The 17,956-nt window shown below is 60.5% G+C and carries 15 protein-coding genes; 5 read left to right on the plus strand and 10 right to left on the minus strand.

The annotated features are described in order from the left end of the window. The first annotated feature begins 1 nt into the window (after nucleotide 1). Nucleotides 2-568: a transporter substrate-binding domain-containing protein gene (locus GKKCFE_RS27145; protein ID WP_047226824.1), complete on the plus strand. Its 567-nt coding sequence runs from the start codon at nucleotides 2-4 to the stop codon at nucleotides 566-568. A gap of 164 nt (nucleotides 569-732) precedes the next feature. Here GKKCFE_RS27145 and GKKCFE_RS27150 read toward each other — a convergent pair whose 3' ends face one another. The 6 genes from GKKCFE_RS27150 to GKKCFE_RS27175 form a co-directional block, all read right to left on the minus strand. Further along, nucleotides 733-1,362: a class I SAM-dependent methyltransferase gene (locus GKKCFE_RS27150; RefSeq protein WP_139048802.1), complete on the minus strand. Its 630-nt coding sequence runs from the start codon at nucleotides 1,360-1,362 to the stop codon at nucleotides 733-735. Between the two features lie 97 nt (nucleotides 1,363-1,459). Further along, complete coding sequence (locus GKKCFE_RS27155) at nucleotides 1,460-2,230, minus strand: hypothetical protein (protein WP_445577324.1); 771 nt, start codon at nucleotides 2,228-2,230, stop codon at nucleotides 1,460-1,462. Nucleotides 2,231-2,698: 468 nt separating this feature from the next. Further along, nucleotides 2,699-3,460 carry an L-cystine ABC transporter ATP-binding protein TcyN gene (gene tcyN / locus GKKCFE_RS27160; protein ID WP_047226832.1) on the minus strand — a complete coding sequence of 254 codons (762 nt, stop codon included), beginning with the start codon at nucleotides 3,458-3,460 and terminating at the stop codon, nucleotides 2,699-2,701. Nucleotides 3,461-3,463: 3 nt separating this feature from the next. Then, nucleotides 3,464-4,129: a cystine ABC transporter permease gene (tcyL, locus tag GKKCFE_RS27165; RefSeq protein ID WP_047226833.1), complete on the minus strand. Its 666-nt coding sequence runs from the start codon at nucleotides 4,127-4,129 to the stop codon at nucleotides 3,464-3,466. Further along, nucleotides 4,129-4,923, minus strand: a complete 795-nt coding sequence (gene tcyJ / locus GKKCFE_RS27170) for a cystine ABC transporter substrate-binding protein (protein WP_047226834.1) — start codon at nucleotides 4,921-4,923, stop codon at nucleotides 4,129-4,131. Before tcyJ ends, tcyL begins: the two co-directional genes overlap by 1 nt. A 302-nt stretch (nucleotides 4,924-5,225) precedes the next feature. Further along, nucleotides 5,226-6,224: a D-cysteine desulfhydrase gene (locus GKKCFE_RS27175; protein ID WP_445577325.1), complete on the minus strand. Its 999-nt coding sequence runs from the start codon at nucleotides 6,222-6,224 to the stop codon at nucleotides 5,226-5,228. Between the two features lie 490 nt (nucleotides 6,225-6,714). Here GKKCFE_RS27175 and betT point away from each other — a divergent pair, with 490 nt between their 5' ends. Then, on the plus strand, nucleotides 6,715-8,676 hold the full coding sequence (betT, locus tag GKKCFE_RS27180; protein ID WP_171061300.1) for a choline transporter BetT: 1,962 nt from the start codon (nucleotides 6,715-6,717) through the stop codon (nucleotides 8,674-8,676). Nucleotides 8,677-8,688: 12 nt separating this feature from the next. Here the strand turns inward: betT and GKKCFE_RS27185 are convergent, their stop codons facing one another. After that, nucleotides 8,689-9,429, minus strand: a complete 741-nt coding sequence (locus tag GKKCFE_RS27185; protein WP_445577326.1) for an SDR family oxidoreductase — start codon at nucleotides 9,427-9,429, stop codon at nucleotides 8,689-8,691. A gap of 272 nt (nucleotides 9,430-9,701) precedes the next feature. Between GKKCFE_RS27185 and mgrA the strand changes: the two genes are divergently transcribed. Continuing rightward, nucleotides 9,702-10,739 carry an L-glyceraldehyde 3-phosphate reductase gene (gene mgrA, locus GKKCFE_RS27190; protein ID WP_047226838.1) on the plus strand — a complete coding sequence of 346 codons (1,038 nt, stop codon included), beginning with the start codon at nucleotides 9,702-9,704 and terminating at the stop codon, nucleotides 10,737-10,739. Nucleotides 10,740-10,847: 108 nt separating this feature from the next. Here mgrA and gshA read toward each other — a convergent pair whose 3' ends face one another. From gshA to GKKCFE_RS27205, 3 genes are all read right to left on the minus strand, one after another. Further along, nucleotides 10,848-12,431, minus strand: a complete 1,584-nt coding sequence (gshA, locus tag GKKCFE_RS27195) for a glutamate--cysteine ligase (RefSeq protein ID WP_445577327.1) — start codon at nucleotides 12,429-12,431, stop codon at nucleotides 10,848-10,850. A gap of 271 nt (nucleotides 12,432-12,702) precedes the next feature. Then, the gene (locus tag GKKCFE_RS27200; RefSeq protein ID WP_047226840.1) at nucleotides 12,703-13,086 is read right to left on the minus strand and encodes a PaaI family thioesterase; all 384 of its coding nucleotides are present in this window, start codon (nucleotides 13,084-13,086) and stop codon (nucleotides 12,703-12,705) included. After that, nucleotides 13,086-15,410, minus strand: coding sequence for a Tex family protein (locus GKKCFE_RS27205; RefSeq protein WP_445577328.1), 2,325 nt, complete (start codon nucleotides 15,408-15,410; stop codon nucleotides 13,086-13,088). Before GKKCFE_RS27205 ends, GKKCFE_RS27200 begins: the two co-directional genes overlap by 1 nt. 355 nt (nucleotides 15,411-15,765) lie before the next feature. On the opposite strand from GKKCFE_RS27205, the gene ompR reads away from it, so the two are divergent. Both ompR and GKKCFE_RS27215 read left to right on the plus strand, forming a co-directional pair. Beyond that, complete coding sequence (gene ompR, locus GKKCFE_RS27210; protein ID WP_025211284.1) at nucleotides 15,766-16,506, plus strand: osmolarity response regulator transcription factor OmpR; 741 nt, start codon at nucleotides 15,766-15,768, stop codon at nucleotides 16,504-16,506. Nucleotides 16,507-16,619: 113 nt separating this feature from the next. Further along, nucleotides 16,620-17,933: an ATP-binding protein gene (locus GKKCFE_RS27215; protein WP_047226842.1), complete on the plus strand. Its 1,314-nt coding sequence runs from the start codon at nucleotides 16,620-16,622 to the stop codon at nucleotides 17,931-17,933. Nucleotides 17,934-17,956: the final 23 nt, after the last annotated feature.

A 17,956-nucleotide genomic window follows, 5' to 3' on the forward strand; every position in this document is an offset into this window, starting at 1 on the left:
CATGCGTTTTCTGCCTGGGCTGATCTGCCTGCTACCCCTCTTGAGCCCTCTGGCCCATGCCGAACTGATCGACGACATCAACGACCGTGGCGAATTGCGCATCGCTCTGGAAGCCAACACCAGCCCTTTCAACTTCAAGGAAGACGGCAAGCTCACCGGCTTCGAAGTGGAACTGGGTCAGATGCTGGCCGGCGAGCTCGATGTTCGCGCCGACTTTGTGGTCACCGATGCCAGCGATCTGCTGGCCGGTGTGGAAAGTGGCAAGTACGACGTTGCCATCAACCACATAGCAATGACCCCGGAACTGGCCGAACGTTTCGACACAAGCACCGCTTATAGCCAACCGGATGCGCAACTGTTGGCGCGCAAGGACGACTCGCAACGCCCGATGGTCATGGCACAGTCGTTCCAGCCGGAAGAAAAGAGCGGCCCGCCGCCGAGCCTGGTGATTCCGTTCCAGAAGGGCAATCCGGCGTTCAAGGCCAGCCTGGACAACGCTTTGGCGCGTATCAAGGACGACGGGCGGCTTGAGCAGTTGTCGCAGAAGTGGTTGGTCAAGCAGGAGTAACAATGGGGCGGTGGGCGACGGCGGTGTGTCAGTCGCATCAATGTTGCTGATCCGCCGTCATCGCGAGCAAGCTCGCTCCCACATATGGATCATTGATGGTTCGCCATTTATGTTCGCAGTTGACCCGTGTGGGAGCGAGCTTGCTCGCGATGGGCCCTCAAGTCCTAAGCAGGTCTACGCCAGACACTCGCCAACCAAGGCTGCTGCTCTCGCGGCAGCCCAGCCGGTCGGTAGTAATGCTCAAGCTCTACAAAGCCCGCTTCTGTGAGCAAGGTGCGCCATGCCGCAAGGTCGTGATACGCGCCGAAGCGCTGGCCGTTCCAGCCTTCCTGGTTTTCGCCCCGGGGGTTGGAACTGAACAGCACGCCGCCGGGCTTGAGGGTGGCGTGCAATTGCTTGAGCACCCGAGGCAATTCCTGGACAGGGATATGAAACAGCACGGCGTTGGCGAAGATGCCATCGAAGCGTTCGCCTGGCAGGTCGAGGTTCAAGAAATCCTGTTGCCAGACTTCGCAGCCGCTGTCCTGGCGCGCCATTCGGGCAAACTCCTCCGAACCGTCGAGGCCGACCGCGACATGGCCCCTATCGGTGAATGTCCGCAAGTCCCGCCCGGGGCCGCAGCCGAAATCCAGAACGTGGAAGGGCGCCTGACCCTGGATATGCCGCAGCAACGCGTCGATATTCTGGCTGACGTCATGATCGCGAGTGCCTTCGCGAAAGCTTTCCGCCACGGCGTTGTAATGGCCCAGGGTTGTGGCGGTGATGGCGTGCAGGTCTTCGGGGGTGTGTTTCATGGTCGTTGGCTTGGGTTAGGGAGCTTGGTCAGACTATACCGCAAGCGGCTTGGCCGCTTCGCTGCCAATCATGACCAGGCTCGCTCCCCACCATCAGTCAAGGATTCTTGCAGCCCGGTTCTGCGGCCATGAGCGCCTCTTTCGGTGAAGTGCTCAGGTAGGGGTTGGCGCAACCGATCTTCAACGTTCGCGGCGGCGCCCAGTGGGAGTTGTTGCCCGCGCGGTCGAGGATGCAGTAGGTCACTTCCAGGCGCAGGTCTTCTCCCGCCTCCAGAATGATCTGCGGCGGTACCCAGATGTTGATCGGCTGGCCAACCTCGCAGGGCTTGATGCGGGGCAGGTCCATGCGCACGTCGCCCCAGCGCAAGGTAATCGCATCGTCAGCAGCCATGTTCAGATAGGGCTCTATGGTCAGTGGTACACCGCGTTTGACCTGACTCGGGTTCACGCCTTTGCGGCGAATGGCATCAGGAATCCGCACTGGCGCCAGGCCTTGGTTTTCATCACCGCTCAGGGCCGACGGTTGGCCACCCGGACAATCGAGCTTGACCTGCACCCGTTGCGTTGCTGACAGCGCCGGGCCGCGCCCCACTTGCATCACGCGGTAATGGATGCGCGAGGTCCCGTTTACAACGAAGCTCTCGGGTACTCGCAACGTAACGCTAGTTTGCACGTCGGCCTGTGACAACAGACGGGAGCCGACGTAGCAGTTGTCCCAGAACAGCTCGATCAGATCGCCCGCGTCCATGCCGGGGTAAGGGGCAATTGCCACTTGCAGGTGCGCAGCGCTGGTGATGTTGATGCGGGTACGCAGAGCGTTGACCAGGGTAGGCGCAGCCAGTTCAGGAATATTCGACGTACATGTCATGGTGTTCTCCTTGATGCTTTAAAACGAAGTCCGTTTCGGGAAGATCAAAAGCGCTTAATCATCGCGATATATTTTTATTGCGCAGCATGGACCCTGTCTGCGGTTCATCGCGCAGAACTAAAATAGTTCGCATCGCCTGTGGCTCACTAGATAAGGGTTCAGCAGTTTCAGTGTCAATAGAGGAACTTGCTTAATAATTAAATGTATAAGGCTTCAGAAATGTCCTACGCATTCAAGTTAAGAAAACGTTGCGTTGTGCGCCATTTTCCTCAGGTTCATTGGTTTGGAAGGGAGGGGCGGCAGGAAACCGGATAAATAGCGTAGCCCAAAGAGAAGTGTTGCCGGAGATATGTATATACCGCACGTCAGCGGGGTGGCTGTGTTATGTCAACTGGAAGTTTCAGTTTGTTACGCTGGGCTGTTAGTTGTTCCACTTCCATCCTTGGAAGTGGGGACAATATCAATAACTTACTGGTCGCCGTGTCCGGCCGAGAGGAACTTGCTGAGGAACTGTCGAGTGCGTTCCTCCCGGGGGGCTGCAAACAAGGCCTTGGCTTCGCCTTGCTCGACGATCACACCTTTGTCGAAAAACACCACGCGGTTCGCTACGTCCCGGGCGAAGCCCATTTCGTGAGTCACAATGACCATGGTGCGCTTTTCTTCGGCCAGGCCACGAATCGTCGCCAGCACCTCGCCCACCAGCTCCGGGTCCAGGGCCGACGTTGGTTCGTCGAACAGAATCACCTCGGGTTCCATCGCCAGCGCCCTGGCAATTGCCACGCGCTGTTGCTGGCCACCGGAAAGACGCCGCGGGTAGGCGTCCTCCTTGCCCGCCAGCCCGACCTTGGCCAGCAGTTTACGGCCTAAAACCTCAGCGTCGGCACGGGGGATCTTCTTCACCACCAGTGGGCCTTCGATGACGTTCTCCAGCGCGGTGCGATGGGGGAACAGATTGAAGTTCTGGAACACAAAACCCACTTGCTGGCGCAAACGACGCACCAGGTTCTGTTGCTGGTTCAGCGGGCGACTGCCATCGATTTCGATGTCGCCGACCTTGATCCGGCCACTGCTGGGTTCTTCGAGGAAGTTCAGGCAGCGCAGGAAGGTGGTCTTGCCCGAACCGCTGGGGCCGATGATCGCCACCACTTCGCCTTCTTCGATCTCCAGGTCGATGCCATTGAGCACCACTTGACCCTTGAACTGCTTTGTCAGTTTTTCCACGACAATCATGGGTCAGGACTCCTGGTCATGCCGATTGACCCGGGCTTCCAGGACGTTCTGCAGGTGCGCCAGCACGCTGGCCAGAATCCAGTAGATCAGCGCGGCGGCAAGGTACATGGTGAAGATTTCGAAAGTGCGGGCAGTGATCAACTGCGCCTGACGGAACAGCTCCGGCACCTGGATGGTCGCCGCCAGTGCGGTGTCCTTGACCAGGGAAATGAAGCTGTTGCCCAGAGGAGGCAAGGCCGTTCGCGCCGCTTGCGGCAGGATGGCCCGGCGCAGGGTCTGGGCGCGGGTCATGCCGATACTGGCCGCGGCTTCCCACTGGCCGCGCTCGATGGAGCTGATGGCGGCTCGCAGGATTTCACACGCATAGGCCGCCATGTTCAGCGAGAAGCCGATCAGCGCCGCCGGCAATGGATCCAGCTCGATGCCCAGTTGGGGCAGCCCGTAATAGATCACGAACAACTGCACCAGCAGCGGCGTGCCGCGAAAAAACGACACGTAGATGCGGGCGATCCAGCTCACCAGTTTGAAGCGCGACAGGCGCATCAACGCCAGGCCGAAGCCCAGCAGCAAGCCGAAGAACATGCCGCCCAAACTGAGGATGACCGTGTAATACGCGCCCTTGAGCAAGAAGGGCGCGGAATCCAGCGCGAGTTGAAAAGCCTCTTCCATTATTGGGTGACGTCAGCGTTGAAGTACTTCTGCGAGATTTTCGCCAGGGTGCCGTCGGCCCGTAGTTTGTCGATGGCCTTGTTGATTGCATCCAGCAGCTCAGGCTCGCCTTTGCGCAGGGCGATACCGGCTTCCTGGCGGGAGAACGGCTCGCCGGCTACAGCGGTGTCCTTGGCCTTGGCGGTCAGCTCCAGAGCAGCCAGCCGGTCTACCAGAATGGCGTCGATGCGGCCTACACGCAGGTCCTGGTATTTGGTTGGGTCATCGTCGTAGGTGCGGATAATAGCCTTTGGCTGGTTTTCCTTGAGCCATTGCTCATAGTTGGTGCCCAGGCCAACGCCGACTTTTTTGCCGGCCAGGTCATCGGCGGTCTTGATGGCGTCTTTGTTCTTGGTCAGAACCAGCGCCTGGATGCCGGAAACGGTGTAAGGCTGGGAGAAGTCATATTTCTTCTTGCGCTCCTCGGAGATGGTGACCTGGTTGATCACCGCGTCCAGGCGCTTGGATTCCAGCGCTGCGAGAATGCCGTCCCATTTGGTCGGTTGCAGTTTGACCTTCACGCCCAGCTCCTTGGCCAGGGCTTCGGAAAACTCCACTTCGAAACCGGCCAGCTTGCCGTCGGCGTCCACGAAACTGAACGGTGGGTAAGTGCCTTCCAGGCCGACGTTGATCACGCCCGCGTCCTTGATCTTTTGCAGCTGCTCACCGGCAACGGCCTGGCCCAGCAGGCCGGCGCTCAATGCCAGGCCCAGCGAACCCACCAACAGGTTGCGACGTAATGCGGAAAAATTCATGACAAGCCCCTGTGTTTTCTTATGAAGAGGTTATTTTGGCTGAGATAAGGCGTAGCCGCGATCCGAAAAGATTGCCACATCCTGCCTTAAAGCAGCCTGGGCGTCTCGCGGCAAATGCGCCTGTGGCGAGACTATAGGGTGGTGTTTATAGATTGGAAAATAATATTAAATCATTCAAATATTCGAGTATGGAATGAAAAAAGTCCCCTGTGGGAGCGAGCCTGCTCGCGATAACCAGTCAATGTTGTTTTGGCTGACACGGCGCTATCGCGAGCAGGCTCGCTCCCACATTGAGAACTTCACTACGCCTGGAACGCCGCGTTATACGCAAACAACGCCGGTGCGCCGCCGGTATGCAGGAAGATGATCGGGCCCTCGTCGAAGCGGTCGCGACCCACCCCATCGAGCAGGCCGGCCATCGCCTTGCCGGTGTAGACCGGGTCCAGCAACAGGCCCTCCAGGCCAGCCAGCAATTTGACTGCCGCCAGCGTACCGGCATTGGGTTCGCCGTAGAGGGGGGCGAAGTATTCGTCCCACAGGTTCACCTTGAAGGCCTCAGGAAGCGATACATCGAGCAACTGGGCGGTGCGTTCGGCCAAGCCCTGGACCTTGGGGCGCTGGTCTTCTTCGCTGCGAGACACCGTTATGCCAATCACGGGAAGTTGACCCAGCGTTTCACTGAGCGCCAGCGTCAGGCCGCTGTGCGTCCCGGCGCTGCCCGAAGCCAGCACCACGGCAGCGAAATTCAGGCCGGTGTCCTTGATTTGCTCGGCCAGCTCAAGCCCGGCGCGTACATACCCCAGCGCACCCAGAGCGTTTGAACCGCCAATCGGTACCAGATAGGGCTTCTTCCCATTGCTGCGCAGGCGTGCGGCGAGGGCTTGCAACTGCTCGTCGGCGTTATCCAGGTTTTCTACCAATTCGACCTTGGCGTCGAACAGCTCCAGCAGCAGCCGGTTGCCGTTGCTCAGGTAGTTGCTGTCTTCGGTGCCGATGGGGTTTTCCAGCAGGGCCACACAGCCCAGGCCCAGCTTCGCCGCCAGCGCGGCAGTCTGGCGCACATGATTGGACTGGATCGCCCCGGCGGTGATGAGGGTGTCGGCACCTTGAGCCAGGGCGTCGGCGGCCAGGTATTCGAGCTTGCGCAGCTTGTTGCCGCCCAGCGCCAGAGGCGTCAGGTCATCGCGCTTGATATAGATATCGCGACCGAGCCAGGAGGAAAGACGGTCGAGTTTTTCCAGGGGAGTTGGATGACCGAGCAGGTCGAGACGGTTAAAGCGCGCCAGCTGTTGTTTGATCATGGGGTCGTACTGGTTGCAGGAAATCCATGGACTATAGGCACGCCGATATTGATGGGCAACCGCCAATCCTTTGCCGGGGCGTAAATGGGGACGCATGAGAGGTGAGCAGCGAAAACCTGTGGCAGCGAGCTTGCTCGCGATGGCGGTGGTTCAGTGGGTACATCCATTCGCTGACACACCGCGATCGCGAGCAGGCTCGCTCCCACAGGGGCTGTGTTATGTCTGTTGAACACTGAACGAATGCTCTCCAGGCAACGTCATACCCTCCCGTAGGCTAGCGTAGGAAACATGCCATCCAGCCGTGCGATTAGTCCTTAGCTACCTATTCATGTTTAACTTGAACGTTCATTCAAGTTAAACCGTCGGTTTGCTGCCCGCTCACAACAGGAGGCTTGCCTTTGCCGAGTCCGTTTTCGATTTTCACGATTCCGCTTTCCGGGGTACATCGCTCATGAGTGCCTCGTCCCTTCCACCCAGCGGCCTGGTCCGCATGAATCCGCCGGTTTTTTACTTTGCCGCGACCTTCATTCTGCTGTTCGGCCTGGTGGTCATCGCCGTGCCGGAGCAGGCGGGTGCCTGGCTGCTGGCGGCGCAGAACTGGGCGGCCAATACGGTCGGCTGGTATTACATGTTGGCGATGACCCTGTATCTGGTCTTCGTGGTGGTCACCGCCTTGTCCGGCTACGGCAAGATCAAGCTCGGTGCCGACCACGACGAGCCCGAATTCAGTTACCTGTCCTGGGCTGGCATGCTGTTCGCTGCCGGTATCAGCATCACGCTGTTTTTTTTCTGTGTCTCCGAACCGCTGACCCATCTGGTTCAGCCACCGCAAGGCGAGGCCGGTACCGCAGATGCCGCGCGCCAGGCCATGCAGATCCTGTTTCTGCACTGGGGCCTGCACGGCTGGGGCGTGTTTGCTTTCGTCGGCATGGCCCTGGCGTACTTTGCCTACCGGCACAATTTGCCGCTGGCCCTGCGTTCAGCGCTGTACCCGCTGATCGGTAAACGTATTAACGGTCCCATCGGCTACGCGGTGGACGGCTTCGGCATCATCGCGACCGTGTTCGGCCTCGGCGCGGACATGGGGTTTGGGGTGCTGCATCTCAATTCCGGGCTCGATTACCTGTTCGGCATCGCCCATACCCAGTGGATTCAGGTCGGCCTGATCGTGCTGATGATGGGCGCGGCAATCATTGTGGCGGTGGCCGGTGTCGATAAAGGCGTGCGGGTCATGTCCGACATCAACATGCTGCTGGCCTGCGCATTGCTGCTGTTCGTGCTGTTTGCCGGACCTACCCAGCATTTGCTCAACACGTTGATCCAGAACATCGGCGATTATCTCGGCGCCCTGCCGATGAAAAGTTTTGACGTGTATGCCTACGACGAGCCCAGCGACTGGCTGGGCGGCTGGACGGTGTTCTACTGGGCCTGGTGGATTGCGTGGTCGCCGTTCGTGGGGTTGTTCATTGCGCGCATTTCCCGTGGGCGCACCATCCGAGAGTTCGTGTTTGGCGTGCTGCTGATTCCCCTTGGCTTCACCCTGGCGTGGATGTCGATCTTCGGTAACAGCGCCATTGACCAAGTGCTGAACCACGGCATGAGTGCCCTGGGTATGTCCGCCCTGGAAAACCCGTCGATGAGCCTTTATTTGCTGCTGGAAACCTATCCATGGAGCAAGACCGTCATCGCGGTCACCGTGTTTATCAGTTTTGTGTTCTTCGTCACGTCAGCCGACTCCGGCACCGTGGTGCTTTCCACGTTGTCGGCCAAGGGCGGCAACCCCGATGAAGACGGGCCCAAATGGCTGCGGGTGTTCTGGGGGGCGATGACTGCCCTGGTGACCAGCGCATTGCTGTTCTCCGGCAGTATCGATGCCTTGAAGTCGGCAGTGGTGCTGACGTCCTTGCCGTTCTCGCTGATTCTGCTACTGATGATGTGGGGCCTGCACAAGGCGTTTTACCTCGAGTCCCAGAAGCAGATTGCGCAGTTGCATTCGCTGGCGCCGGTGTCGGCTTCTCGACGGGGTACGGGCGGCTGGCGACAGCGCTTGAGTCAGGCGGTGCATTTCCCGTCCCGCGATGAGGTGTACCGTTTTCTCGACACCACGGTGCGCCCGGCCATCGAAGAGGTGAAGGCGGTGTTCGCCGAGAAAGGTCTGACAGTGGTGACCCAGCCAGACCCGGCCAACGACAGCGTCAGCCTGGAGATCGGCCACGGCGAGCAGCATCCGTTCATCTACCAGGTGCAGATGCGCGGCTACTTCACGCCGTCCTTCGCCCGCGGCGGCATGGGCTCCAAGGAACTCAACAACCGCCGTTACTACCGCGCCGAAGTGCACCTGAGCGAAGGCAGCCAGGACTACGATCTGGTGGGTTATACCAAGGAGCAGGTCATCAACGACATCCTCGACCAATACGAGCGGCACATGCAGTTCCTGCACCTGGTGCGCTGATCAGGCGAAACCTCAGACCAGGCCGCCGTTGGCTCGCAGGATTTGCCCGTTCACCCAGCCGGCGGCCGGGCTGACCAGGAAGGATATGATGCTGGCGATGTCCTCCGGCTGGCCGAGGCGTTCCAGGGGCGGCATTTTGGCGAAGTTCTGGATTTGTTCTTCGTTCTTGCCATGCAGGAACAGTTCGGTAGCAACCGGGCCGGGCGCCACGGCGTTGACCGTGATCTGGCGGCCGCGCAGTTCCTTGGCAAACACCTGTGTCAGTGACTCGACGGCGGCCTTGCTGGCGATGTACACCGAATAACCGGGCAGGTTCAGGCCAACGGTGCTGCTGGAAAAATTCACGATCCGGCCACCGTCGTTCAAACGGGTTGCGGCTTCGCGCAGGGTGTTGAAGGTGCCGCGGGTGTTGATGGCGAACGTCTGGTCGAACAACTCGTCACTGTGCTGGGCCAAGGGCATCACTTGCAGGGTACCCGCGTTATTGATCAGCACATCCACCTTGCCCAGTTGCGCTTCGGTTTCATCGAACATCCGCCGGACATCGACGGCAGAGGACACATCTGCCTTGATCGCTATGGCTTGGTGACCGGCCTGGCGCAATTGCACCACCAGCTTCGAGGCTTCGGCGGCGCTGTTGGCGTAGTTAATGGCGACGGCATAGCCATCGAGGGCCAATTGCTTGGCAATTTCGGCACCGATGCCGCGGGAAGCGCCGGTTACGATGGCAACTTTGGCGGTTGGAGAGGGCATAGGAGGGCTCCTTTTGAAGTGGATGACGCCAGATTCACATGTTTACCCTCAGCGATAAATGCCCGACGACTGCCTTGACTGTTCAGTAATTACAAACAATTCCCGCGCTGCATGACGCCTCGTTGATTGGCCGATGCGTGGCCAATCTGCCGCAGATCACCTGCGCCGGCAGCCAGCCCCCACACCTGGTATGCGAACTTTCGGCCTGACGGATGCGTCTGTGAGGTGTTAGCTTGCCCCTTGTACCAGCCACCCGAACAGAGAGCCTTTCGATGACCTACACCGCTGCCGAAAACCGCTACGAGTCCATTCCTTACCGCCGTGTCGGTCGCAGCGGGCTGGTGCTGCCGGCGCTGTCGCTGGGGTTGTGGCACAACTTCGGCGACAGCACGCCGATCGACACGCAGCGTTCCCTGCTGCGTACGGCGTTTGACCTGGGGATCAATCACTTCGACCTGGCCAACAACTACGGCCCGCCCTACGGCAGCGCCGAGATCAATTTTGGCCGCTTGCTGCGCGAAGACTTCAAGCAGTACCGCGATGAGTTGATCATCTCCAGCAAGGCCGGTTGGGACATGTGGCCGGGTCCGTACGGCCAGGGTGGCGGTTCGCGCAAGTACGTGTTGGCCAGCCTGGACCAGAGCCTGCAACGCCTGGGCCTGGACTATGTGGATATCTTCTATTCCCACCGCTTCGACCCCGACACCCCGCTGGAAGAAACCGCCAGCGCGCTGGCCACGGCCGTGCAGCAGGGCAAGGCGTTGTACATTGGCATCTCTTCGTATTCCGGGGTGAAGACCCGGGAAATGGCTGCGCTACTCAAAGAGTGGAAGGTCCCACTGCTGATCCATCAACCGGCCTACAACCTGCTCAATCGCTGGGTGGAAAAGGATCTGTTGGACGCCACCGATGAACTGGGCACGGGTGTGATTGCCTTTACGCCGTTGGCCCAGGGCCTGCTGACCGACAAGTACCTCAAAGGCATTCCGGCCGATGCGCGGGTCAATCGCCCGGGTGGTGGTTCGTTGCAGGCTTCGCACCTGTCGCAGGAGAACATCGCCCATGTGCGCGCCCTCAATGAAATTGCCCAGCGTCGCGGGCAAAGCCTGGCGCAAATGGCCCTGGCCTGGACCCTGCGCGACGCACGGGTAACCTCTGCGCTGATCGGCGCCAGTCGGCCGGAGCAGATTATCGAGAACGTCGGGGCGTTGAAGAACCTGAGTTTTAGCGCTGAAGAACTGGCGCAGATCGACCGGTTTGCCCAGGAGGGCGGGATCAATCTGTGGGAGAAGCCTTCGTCGGCGGAGTAGTGACTTGAGCCAATCAGCCGATCCGCCAGAAATGACCGGCTGTACACAAAACCCTGTGGGAGGGAGCTTGCTCCATCCCACAGGTGTTCGCTCGTCGGCGAGGTGTGCCTAGTTACTGATCGCCAGGATGCTCGCCTGGTACGCCCCGACAAACACATCGAAATCCCCCACTTCGTTCTGCTCAAGCTCGGCTTGCTGAGCCAGGGATTGACGAGCGTTTTCTTCGAATGCGCTCTGTTCCTGGGCAGGCAACGGCTCGGCGCGGAAGAATTCGGCGTGGGCCTTGCTCTGGCGCAGGGAGAACTGGGCGAAACTTTCCTGGTGTTCTGCCATGGCCGCCAGCACTTGGGCGGAGGGGGTCAGTGACGGGTCCCGCACCTTCGCCAATTGCGCGTCCAGTGCCTGGCGGTGGGCGTCGCCCCCCTGGCTCTCGTCGAGCAGCGAGGCCAATGGCGCGATCTTTTCCAGAAGCTCGATAGCCCAGGCTTGCATGTCCACCGATTGCCCTTGGCGTTGCAATTGCAAACCTGGCCGACGGCCTTCCTTGACCACGGTCAGGAAGTTGTTCGTCGCATTGCTGCATTCGTTGTTTTCCAGGAGCGGACTGTCGTTCAGACCGCAATACAGCAGGAACGCATCGAGGAAGCGCGATTCGGTGAGGTCGATGCCCATCGGCAGGAAGGGGTTGATGTCCAGGCAACGGACTTCGACGTACTGAATGCCTCGAGCCATCAACGCCTGGATCGGGCGCTCGCCGGTATAGGTCACGCGTTTAGGGCGGATGTTGGAGTAGTACTCGTTTTCGATCTGCAAAATATTGGTGTTGAGCTGCACCCACTCACCATTCCTGTGCGTGCCGACTTCGACGTAGGGCGCGTACGGTGTCGCCACCGCCTTGCGCAGGCTGTCGGTATAGCTTGCCAGGTCGTTGTAGCAGGGGGTCAGGCCGGCCTGGGCGTTGCTTTGGTAACCCAGGTCGCTCATGCGCAGGCTGGTGGCGTACGGCAGGTACAGGGTGTCCGGATCCAATTGTTCCAACTGGTGCGCACGGCCGCGCAGAAAGCCGGCATCCAGAGCCGGAGAGGCACCGAACAGGTACATCAGCAACCAGCTGTAGCGACGGAAATTACGGATCAGCGCGATGTAGGCCGATGACTGGAGATCACGATCGCTCGCTTCAACGGTTTCGGCCTGACGCAGCAGCGGCCAGAGTTTTTCCGGCAGGGAAAAGTTGTAGTGGATCCCGGCGATGCATTGCATGGTCTTGCCATAGCGCAGGGCCAGACCCTGGCGGTAGACATACTTGAGCCGACCGATGTTCGAGGTGCCGTAATACGCGATCGGGATGTCTTCCTCCGCCGGCAGCGGGCACGGCATCGAAGGGCTCCACAGGTACTCGTTGCCGAGCTTGCTGTAGGCAAACCGGTGGATCTTGTCGAGGCTGTGCAAGGTATCGGCCACGTCAGCCTGGGCCGGGGTGATGAACTCCAGCAGCGACTCGGAATAGTCGGTGGTGATCTGCTCGTTGGTCAGCGCCGAGCCCAGGGCCTCGGGGTGCGGGGTCTGCGCCAGATGCCCTGTGTCCGTGACGCGCAGGCATTCACGTTCGATGCCGTGCAGGCACTGCTCGAGCAGGGAGAGGTTGGCGCGCTCGCCGAGCAGAGCCAGGCGGCGGTTTAAAAGGTCGCTCAAGTTGAATTCCTTCACGCGTCAGTCGCCCCAATATGGGGGTGGTCACGACGGTCTACAAGGGTGAAGTTAAAACTGGCGTTTTCGCCTGGTTTTTGTGTGGCCAAAGATAATTCGTCGCGGCCCTCTGTGGGAGCGAGCCTGCTCGCGATAGCGGTATGTCGGTCAACTTTACATTGACTGGTCCACCGCTATCGCGAGCAGGCTCGCTCCCACAGGGGATATCGACACCGCATTCGCAGCGCCGAAATTAACCCAAATCGATGACAGGGAGCTATAGGACTGCGAACGTGCCTTGTGCTTTTGCGACCAGTTTGTCGCCTTGCATCACCTCGGCCTCAACCACCAGCGTGCGCCTACCCGGGTGGATGACCCGGGCCGTGCAGAGCACCTCACCGTCGGAGACGGCGCGAATGTAGTTGATCTTGCATTCGATGGTCGCGCTCTGCTGGTCAAAGCCGTGGACACTGGAACAAGCCAGGCCCATGGCGATGTCCACCAGGCTGAACAGCGCGCCGCCGTGCAGCTTGCCGCCACGATTGCGCAGCGGTGGCTCAAGGCTCAGGGCGACTTGCGCCACCCCGTCCCCCAGGCTGTGCAGACGGCAGCCGAGCAGCTTGAAAAACGCGCTTTCCACCAACCCGGCTGGCGCGTCCATCAGCGTTTCTTCAACTGCTTGGCGTTGGCGAACAGCGAGGCCATGGCGTTGTTCGCCGGGGCCGCAGTGGCGGTTTCCTTGCGCGGCGCGGTGTTCTGCGACTGGCGCGGTGTCGAGCCCGGACGAGCGCCGCGGGCACCGTCGACCTTCTCGCCCGGTGTGTCGCTCATGCGCATCGACAGACCGACGCGTTTGCGCGGGATGTCGACTTCCATGACCTTCACTTTCACCACATCACCGGCCTTCACCGCTTCGCGCGGGTCCTTGATGAACTTCTCCGACAAGGCGGAGATGTGCACCAGGCCATCCTGGTGCACGCCGATGTCGACGAAGGCCCCGAAGTTGGTGACGTTGGTCACCACGCCTTCGAGGATCATGCCCGGCTGCAGGTCCTTGAGGTCTTCGACGCCGTCCTGGAACTCGGCGGTCTTGAACTCGGGGCGTGGGTCGCGGCCGGGTTTCTCCAGTTCCTGAAGAATGTCGGTCACGGTGGGCAGGCCGAAGGTTTCGTCGGTGAATTTTTTCGGGTCCAGGCGCTTGAGGAACGCGGCGTCACCGATCAACGAGCGGATGTCGCGGTCGGTCTGGGCGGCGATGCGTTGCACCAGGGGATAGGCCTCAGGGTGGACAGCCGACGAATCCAGCGGGTTGTCGCCGTTCATGACCCGCAGGAAACCGGCGGCCTGTTCGAAGGTTTTTTCACCCAGGCGCGGGACTTTCTTCAATGCGGCGCGGGTCTTGAACGCACCGTGTTCGTCGCGGTGGGTGACGATGTTCTGCGCCAGCGTGGCGTTGAGGCCGGAGATGCGCGCCAGCAGCGCTACCGAAGCGGTGTTCACATCCACGCCCACGGCGTTCACGCAATCCTCCACGACGGCGTCCAAGCCCCGGGCCAGTTTCAACTGGGAAACGTCGTGCTGGTACTGGCCGACACCGATGGATTTCGGATCGATCTTCACCAGTTCCGCCAGCGGGTCCTGCAGGCGACGGGCGATGGACACCGCCCCGCGAATCGACACGTCCAGGTCCGGGAACTCCTTGGAGGCCAGTTCCGACGCCGAATAAACCGAAGCGCCGGCCTCGGAAACCATGACCTTGGTCATCTTCATGGCCGGGTATTTCTTGATCAGTTCGGCGGCCAGTTTGTCGGTCTCCCGGCTGGCGGTGCCGTTGCCGATGGCGATCAGGTCCACCGAATGCTTGGCGCATAGCGCGGCGAGCACGGCGAGGGTCTGGTCCCACTTGTTATGCGGCACATGGGGGTAGACCGTGGCATGGTCCAGCAGCTTGCCGGTGGAGTCCACCACGGCCACTTTGCAACCGGTACGCAGGCCCGGGTCCAGGCCCAGGGTGGCGCGCGGCCCGGCCGGTGCGGCCAGCAGCAGGTCGTGCAGGTTGTGAGCGAAGACGTTGATCGCCTCGGTCTCGGCGTTGTCGCGCAGCTCGCCCAGCAGATCGGTTTCCAGGTGGGTGTAGAGCTTGACCTTCCAGGTCCAGCGCACCACTTCGGCCAGCCATTTGTCGGCGGCGCGGTTCTGGTTCTGGATGCCGAACTGCTGGCCGATCATGCCTTCGCATGGGTGCATGGTGCCGGGCAACTCATCGCCCACCTTCAGCGCGGAGCTGAGAATGCCTTCGTTGCGGCCGCGGAAAATTGCCAGGGCGCGGTGGGACGGCATGCTCTTGAGCGGTTCGTCGTGTTCGAAGTAGTCGCGGAACTTGGCGCCTTCCTCTTCCTTGCCGGCGATCACGCGGGCGCTGAGGGTGGCTTCCTGCTTGAGGTAATTGCGCAGTTTTTCCAGCAGGTTGGCGTCTTCGGCGAAACGTTCCATAAGGATGTACTTGGCGCCTTCCAGCGCGGCTTTCACGTCCGCCACACCTTTTTCGGCATCGATGAAACGCGCGGCTTCGGTTTCCGGGGACAGGGTCGGGTTGTTGAACAGGCCGTCGGCCAGCTCGCCGAGGCCGGCCTCCAGGGCGATCTGGCCCTTGGTGCGGCGTTTTTGCTTGTAGGGCAGGTATAGGTCTTCGAGACGGGTCTTGGTGTCGGCCAGCTTGATGTCACGCTCAAGTTGTGGGGTCAGCTTGCCCTGTTCCTGAATGCTGGCCAGGATGCTGACGCGCCGCTCGTCGAGTTCTCGCAAGTAGCGCAGGCGCTCTTCCAGATGACGCAATTGGGTGTCATCGAGGCTGCCGGTCACTTCTTTGCGGTAACGGGCGATAAAGGGCACCGTGGAGCCCTCATCCAGTAGCGCGACGGCCGCTTCGACCTGTTGTGGGCGTACGCCGAGTTCCTCGGCGATGCGGCTGTTGATGCTGTCCATAAAACCACCTGAAAAATTGTGAAATCAGACTCGCCACCGCAGAAACCGGGCTCGGCGAGACTGGTTGAGCGGCCTGGCGTGCGCCGCTGCCTGGGTCAAGAGGCTGCCTGTTGACCCGCGAAATTCAGAAAGTGCTGCCTGGCAAGGGAAAAAACGATGGGTCGGGATCACGATCCGACATTCCCTGGCACAAAAGGCCGCGCATTATAACCAGCGTTGCGTTCTTAGGGGGCGTCGTGGTCTGTAGGCTCGATACCCGGATGACTGGAGATAGAGGAAAAATCTGCTAACAATGCACACGGTGCGTATAACGGCAGCTAGGCCATAATGCGCGCCGAGATCAAAGGAGCTTCCTATGAGCAGCACTGCACAAACTGCTGAAGGCGAAAAAATTCTTATTGTTGACGACGATCCGGGGCTGAGCAGCCTGCTGGAGCGCTTTTTCGTCAGCAAGGGCTACCGTGCCCGCACCGTACCGAACACCGAGCAAATGGATCGGCTGCTGGCCCGTGAGGTCTTCAACCTGGTGGTCCTCGACCTGATGCTGCCAGGTGAAGACGGTTTGACAGCCTGCCGTCGCCTGCGTGGCGCCAACAACCAGATCCCGATCATCATGCTCACGGCCAAGGGCGATGAGCTGAGCCGTATCAAGGGTCTGGAACTGGGCGCTGACGATTACCTGGCCAAGCCGTTCAACCCGGACGAGCTGATGGCCCGGGTCAAGGCGGTGTTGCGTCGTCAGTCGGCCCCGGTGCCTGGCGCCCCGGGCAGCGAAGATGAAAGCGTGACCTTCGGCGACTATGAACTGTCCCTGGCCACTCGCGAGCTCAAGCGCGGCGATGAAATACACATGCTCACCACCGGTGAATTCGCCGTGCTCAAGGCCCTGGTGATGAACGCCCGTCAGCCGCTGACCCGCGACAAGCTGATGAACCTGGCCCGTGGCCGTGAATGGGATGCGCTGGAGCGATCCATCGACGTGCAGATTTCCCGTCTGCGCCGGATGATCGAGCCTGATCCTTCCAAGCCTCGATATATCCAGACTGTCTGGGGCGTGGGTTATGTATTCGTGCCGGATGGCGCCGCCAGCAAGTGATCGGTGATTTGTAGGAGCGGGTGGCCTGGCGGGTTGAATTTCTTCCTGCAGGCGACTCGCGGTCCGTTATTGTGCGAGCATCGCTCGCTCCTGCAAGTGTGTAGCGGCTATTCATGAAAACCCCCGTTTGGTTCCCCCAGAGCTTCTTCTCCCGCACCCTCTGGTTGGTGCTGATTGTCGTGCTCTTTTCCAAGGCACTGACGCTCGTCTACTTGCTGATGAACGAAGATGTGCTGGTGGACCGGCAGTACAGCCACGGCGTTGCCTTGACCCTTCGAGCCTATTGGGCAGCCGACGAAGCCAACCGGGAGAAGATCGCCGAAGCGGCGACCCTGATCCGGGTGGTTGGTGCCGGCGTACCGGAAGGCGAACAACACTGGCCTTACAGCGAGATCTATCAACGGCAGATGCAGGACGAACTCGGCGCCGATACCGAAGTGCGCTTGCGTATGCACTCGCCTCCGGCGCTGTGGGTCCGTGCGCCGAGCCTGGGGGATGGCTGGTTGAAGGTACCGTTGTACCCCCACCCGTTGCGCGGCCAGAAAATCTGGAACGTGCTTGGCTGGTTCCTGGCCATCGGCCTGTTGTCGACCGCTTCGGCGTGGATCTTCGTCAGCCAGCTCAATCAGCCGCTCAAGCGTCTGGTCTACGCGGCCCGACAATTGGGCCAGGGCCGTAGCGTGCGATTGCCCATCAGCGACACTCCCAGTGAAATGACCGAGGTGTACCGCGCTTTCAACCAGATGGCCGAGGACGTCGAGCAGGCCGGACGCGAGCGTGAACTGATGCTTGCGGGCGTCTCCCACGACCTGCGCACACCGTTGACCCGTTTACGGCTGTCGCTGGAGTTGATGGGCGAGCACACCGACCTGACCGATGAAATGGTCCGCGATATCGAAGACATGGACGCGATTCTCGATCAGTTCCTGGCGTTCATTCGCGACGGTCGGGACGAGTCCGTGGAAGAAGTCGATCTCAGCGAGCTGGTACGGGAAGTGGCCGCGCCCTATAACCAGAACTGCGAAAAAGTGCACCTGCGCCTGGAGCCGATCCAGCCGTTCCCGCTGCGCCGGGTGTCGATGAAGCGATTGCTGAACAACCTGATCGGCAATGCCTTGAATCACGCCGGCACGGGCGTCGAAGTGGCGGCTTATGTTTCCGGTGATACCAGCGCACCTTATGTGGTGCTCAGCGTCATGGACCGTGGTGCCGGGATCGATCCGTCGGAACTGGAAGCCATTTTCAACCCCTTCACCCGGGGCGACCGTGCCCGGGGCGGAAAAGGCACGGGATTGGGCCTGGCCATTGTCAAGCGCATCGCTTCGATGCACGGCGGCAATGTCGAATTGCGCAACCGCGCCGGTGGTGGTCTGGAAGCGCGGGTGAGGTTGCCGTTGGGGCTGTTGTTGCCTAGGGATGCGGTATAGACGCAGCTTCAAGCTTCAAGCTG

Source organism: Pseudomonas sp. E141 (assembly GCF_052659885.1).